This window comes from Streptomyces sp. NPDC006872, assembly GCF_040635845.1.
Taxonomy (GTDB): Bacteria; Actinomycetota; Actinomycetes; order Streptomycetales; family Streptomycetaceae; genus Streptomyces.
In genome coordinates this window covers 1-4,052 of sequence record NZ_JBEYIL010000052.1, presented here as the reverse complement: position 1 = coordinate 4,052, position 4,052 = coordinate 1, and the positions used below count along the sequence as shown (strand labels likewise).

The 4,052-nt window shown below is 65.5% G+C and carries 4 protein-coding genes; all 4 read right to left on the bottom strand.

Features of this window, described 5'->3' with window-relative positions; genetic code table 11:
- Window positions 1–526: 526 nt before the first annotated feature.
- Window positions 527–1,855, bottom strand: coding sequence for a GUN4 domain-containing protein (locus tag ABZ725_RS52450; protein ID WP_358809462.1), 1,329 nt, complete (start codon window positions 1,853–1,855; stop codon window positions 527–529).
- 2 nt (window positions 1,856–1,857) lie between these two features.
- The gene (locus tag ABZ725_RS52445) at window positions 1,858–2,232 is read right to left on the bottom strand and encodes a hypothetical protein (protein ID WP_358809461.1); all 375 of its coding nucleotides are present in this window, start codon (window positions 2,230–2,232) and stop codon (window positions 1,858–1,860) included.
- Between the two features lie 181 nt (window positions 2,233–2,413).
- Window positions 2,414–3,250 carry a transposase family protein gene (locus ABZ725_RS52440; RefSeq protein ID WP_358809460.1) on the bottom strand — a complete coding sequence of 279 codons (837 nt, stop codon included), beginning with the start codon at window positions 3,248–3,250 and terminating at the stop codon, window positions 2,414–2,416.
- Between the two features lie 51 nt (window positions 3,251–3,301).
- Window positions 3,302–3,748, bottom strand: a complete 447-nt coding sequence (locus ABZ725_RS52435) for a hypothetical protein (RefSeq protein WP_358809459.1) — start codon at window positions 3,746–3,748, stop codon at window positions 3,302–3,304.
- Window positions 3,749–4,052 lie beyond the last annotated feature (304 nt).

The window sequence follows — 4,052 nt, the reverse complement described above, 5'->3', positions numbered from 1 at the left end:
CGCCAGCTGCTTGGCCAACTCATCGGCGAGCGTGTCCAGTTCATTCCGGCGAGCCGTGATCCGCTCCAGCTCCAGCATCCCCACGCCCTCCCCGCGCTCTCCCGGCACCGGCCCGGTCAGGGATCGTAGGAGGGGCACGGCGGTCGGCGCAGCAGAACCCGACAACGGCCCGGCCGACAGGTCAGACGATCTTCACCATGGACTCCCGCCGACGACCAGCGCGAATACTCCGCCCGCCCGCCGCGCACACCAGACCCGTGACCTGCGTACTTCATGTTGCACAGGTCTCATTGAGGCCGCGAGGGCGGTGGCGGTGATGCATCCGGCGGAGATGCGGCAGGTACGCCAGGAGACGTAGGGCAGCTTGGGGCGGGACATGGGGTGTCCTTTCTACGGGGACAAGACCCCAGCCATCCCGCAGGCGTTCCGGCACGCCCTTCCCGTAGGCGAGCCGAAAATCGCGAAGGTAGCTCCAAAAGGGCGAAGCCCCAGCCCGGTGACCGGGGCATGTCTGGCAAGCAGAGAATCACACTGAAGGTCGCTGCGGACGCACGAGGCCGCAGTCAACAACGCGTCCGTAAATGGCGTTGAACAAGAACCCAACCCACCACATTCCACCGACCGCCTTCTCGCCTTCGCCGATGTTCAGCTCCGTCGGCACGAGCGCACCCGGAAGGTGCCCCACAGGCGCAGAGAGATTATAGGTAAGATTCATACCGCCGTCCTGGTACTGCCATTCACCTTGACGGCTCCAACCGATGACTTCGGCAAAGCGGTTGTTCCGGTCCTGGAACTCCTCGACCCCGCGAGGGTCGACCTTGCCGTCATCGTCGAAAGTCGGTGCGCGCTGGGGCCCCAGGTCCAGCCATAACCTTGCCTGCACACTGAACCCGAATTGGCCGTCGCTGTGGGCCACCCAAAGACGGTCCATGATCTTCAGGTCTTCGCAGGAGAAGCTGAGGATGTCCGCTCCTTCAAGGACATCCTTGCCGCAGACCTCTAAGAATTTGTCTGCCGTTTCCTGGTCTGCTTCCAACCATTTCTGCTGCACCAGGAGTTGCTCAAGTTTCGCATAGCTAACCCCTCGCGATGATTTGAGAGGGGGATCCTCCGCTGCGAAGGACCGGTTGCGCGCCAACGCGATTTGCGCGCCGGTGTTGCGGTTGCGCTGCTGAGGGAGTGGCCGGGATTTGGCCGCCAGTTGACTATGCAGGTGCCGATATAGGGTATCCATGTCAAGTACGGCTGGCCCGCCCGCAATCCCCTCGGCCAGGGTGGTGACTAGTTCGCCAGTGAACGCGGTGAACGTGTCGCCCGGCGGCGCCACGGCTGCGCGCGTCTCCGCCGAGGCCGTCAACAAGTACGTCCCCTCGATAAGGGCATGGTCACCGACCTGATCGGTGCCGCTCATGCTGCCCGTCAGGGCCCGCCCGCTATAGCAGCAGTCAAGAATCACCACCTTGCGTCTTGCGCTCACGAGCGGATCCAGCACTGCCCGCCGGAGCCACTCGTATGGCAAGGCCGTGTATAGCCGCTCTTTGTTCGAGCCCTCCAGAGCCAAGTACAACTCGTCGGTGTCGGGATCGAGGATTCCGTGCCCGGCGTAATACACCACTAAAGTGTCACTGGCACGCCGAGCCGCATGGATGAGCGGGTCCAGCGCGTCTTGGACACTTCGAGGCTGGGACACAATAGTGCAATTCGACGAGGGAAGCCCCCATACCGCTTCGTCGCAGAGCACGTCCGCCAACCTGACGAGATTGTTGGAAACGGCAGGTAGGTCCGCCAATTGGTCGTAGGAATGCACGCCGAGGAGGACCACCTGAGAGGAATCTGGATCAGGAAGGATTCCCATATCTACGGTTGCTCCTCTCCGCCCCTCGCGGTTTCTGGCTCAGGCTGACCCAGTACGTCAATGATGCGCCGCATCGCGTCCGAGTCATCCTCGACAGTAATCGTCATCCCACCTCGCTCAATACGAACGACAGGTGCCGACGGACGAGAGCCGCGCCACGCGGCGCAGGCCAGAGCCAGGTTGCCGAGTGCAATCCCACTATTAAAGACCGCGTTGATCACCTCAAACGCGACGCCCATTTCCCCGATTTTCTCCCGCGCAGGAATAAGTGAGATCTGTGCGTGATTCACCACTTCCTGGTCATGAATCAACCAGCGGTAGAGAGAAGTTACGGACCGGTCGTCGTCGACCCCGCCAACGATGATCTTGGCCTGCAAGTGGTGCTCCCGTCACCCTGGCGCGCGCCGCGCCGCCCCGCCCCTGCCGATGGCCCTAATTCTAGCCTTTACCAATTGACCACGGTGCATCGTGAAGACTGCACGTCAGTCGGGCTGGTGTGCGTAGGCATCGGGAGGCTCGGGCAGGTCCGGGGTAGCAGTCCACCGACAAGATCATCCGTCAGCGGGCGACTTCCCGGTTCGTCAGCACCAGCAGGGCGCGCACCAGAGCGGTCGCCCACCTCGGATTCGTGCGGATCTTGCCGAGGACGCGCCAGTTCATGAGATGGGCGAAGCCGTGCTCGACTGGAGCCCGCACCGCGGCCAGTGCCTTGCTGGACAGCTTCTGGCCACGGCTCAGGGGACGGTTGCGGGCCGCCTTGTAGCCGGTGATCACCGCCGGGTCGGCGTCCAGAGCACCATCGTCGAGGCCGACGAACCCCAGGTCAGCGATGGTGCCGAGCCCGGCGGCCCGCAGTTTGGTGGTGGGTTCGTCGTAGCGGCAGGCAGTGATCTCCGACGTGTGTCCGCACCGCACCGCAGAGATCCACACCAGTCGGCCGCGGTCGTCGGTGAGCGCGATCACGAGCAGGCCATGGCATTTATGCTTACCCGAATAGTTGCTGCGGTTGTCTGCCCCGGTGCGACGGCGGGCGCGTATGAGGGAGCCGTCCAGCAGGACCACTCCGCCGCCCTTTCGGGCGATCTTCTTCAGGGCCCTCTCCAGGCGCGGGGCGCGGGCGGCCAGCATGCCGACGACCTCGCGCGCCCACCGGCTCACGGTGCGGTGCACCCCGTTCCCGCCGGCCAGGTCGCCCGGCCGCTGGTCACAGCGCAGTACCGCCAGAACGATGGCGGCGATCTTCCCGGCGGGCAGCGACCGCCACCGGGAGCCGATCTTCTTCAGGTGGCCGCGTATCAGGTCGGCGAGGTAGTTCAGGGTGGTGCTCGACAGCGGCAGGCGGGCGGTGCAGACAAGGCCGTCAGGGCCCTCCACGAGGTGGTTGTCTTTCTTCACACCAAACTCAACTGCCGCCGGGGGCCCGCTAGTTACGCCCCGCCCGCGCAGTCACGGACGTGCGGTGAACCGCCCGTCGGGCCGTTTGTGCAGCCAGCCGCGGTCAGCGAGCTTGGTCATCTTCGCGCGCAGCGACTCCAGCTTGCCGCGCACCGAGGTGTTCAGGCCCAGCTGCTCGCCGACCGCCCTGACCTGCACCGCGCCGTCGGCCTCCCGCACAATCGCCAGGATCCTGCGGTAGTCGCCGGGCAGCGCGCCCTCGCCGGCCGCGCCGCTGCGGTGCGGGATGAGCAGGACCGCCCGCCCGGCCACCTGCGCCGCTACCGGAGCCACAGCCCCGGCGCCGGCCTGGGCCTGCTCGGCCAGGCGCTTCAACACCCGCTCCGCGATCGCCAGTTCGTCCCGCTCGACCTGGCCCTCCTGAAGCTGCTTGGTCAACTGCTCGGCGAGGGCGTCCAGTTCGCTTCGGCGAGCGGTGATCCATTGCCGCTCCTGCATCCCCACAGCCTCCCACGGTCTCATGGCGTGCCGACCTGCTGACGGAACGTAGGCGGGGGCCGGTCACGGGCGCAGCCGAACCCGGCATCCCGCCGGAACCGGACCCGCCCGATGATCTACACCATGGGCATCGGCCACGGACCAGCGCGAGTACCCGAGTCGTCACTCACACCAGGCCCGTGACCTGCGAATTCACGATGCACACCACTCAATGGGGTCAGGTGTCGGCGCATTCGTCGATGACGGCGCAGGCGAGGCGGATGCCGCCCACGTAGGTGGAGATGCCGTCATCGCCGTGCATGTG

Bases quoted from the DNA above. Each gene is read 5' to 3' on its own strand.
- ABZ725_RS52450 (WP_358809462.1), bottom strand. From the start codon at position 1,855: ATGGGAATCCTTCCTGATCCAGATTCCTCTCAGGTGGTCCTCCTCGGC.
- ABZ725_RS52435 (WP_358809459.1), bottom strand. From the start codon at position 3,748: ATGCAGGAGCGGCAATGGATCACCGCTCGCCGAAGCGAACTGGACGCC.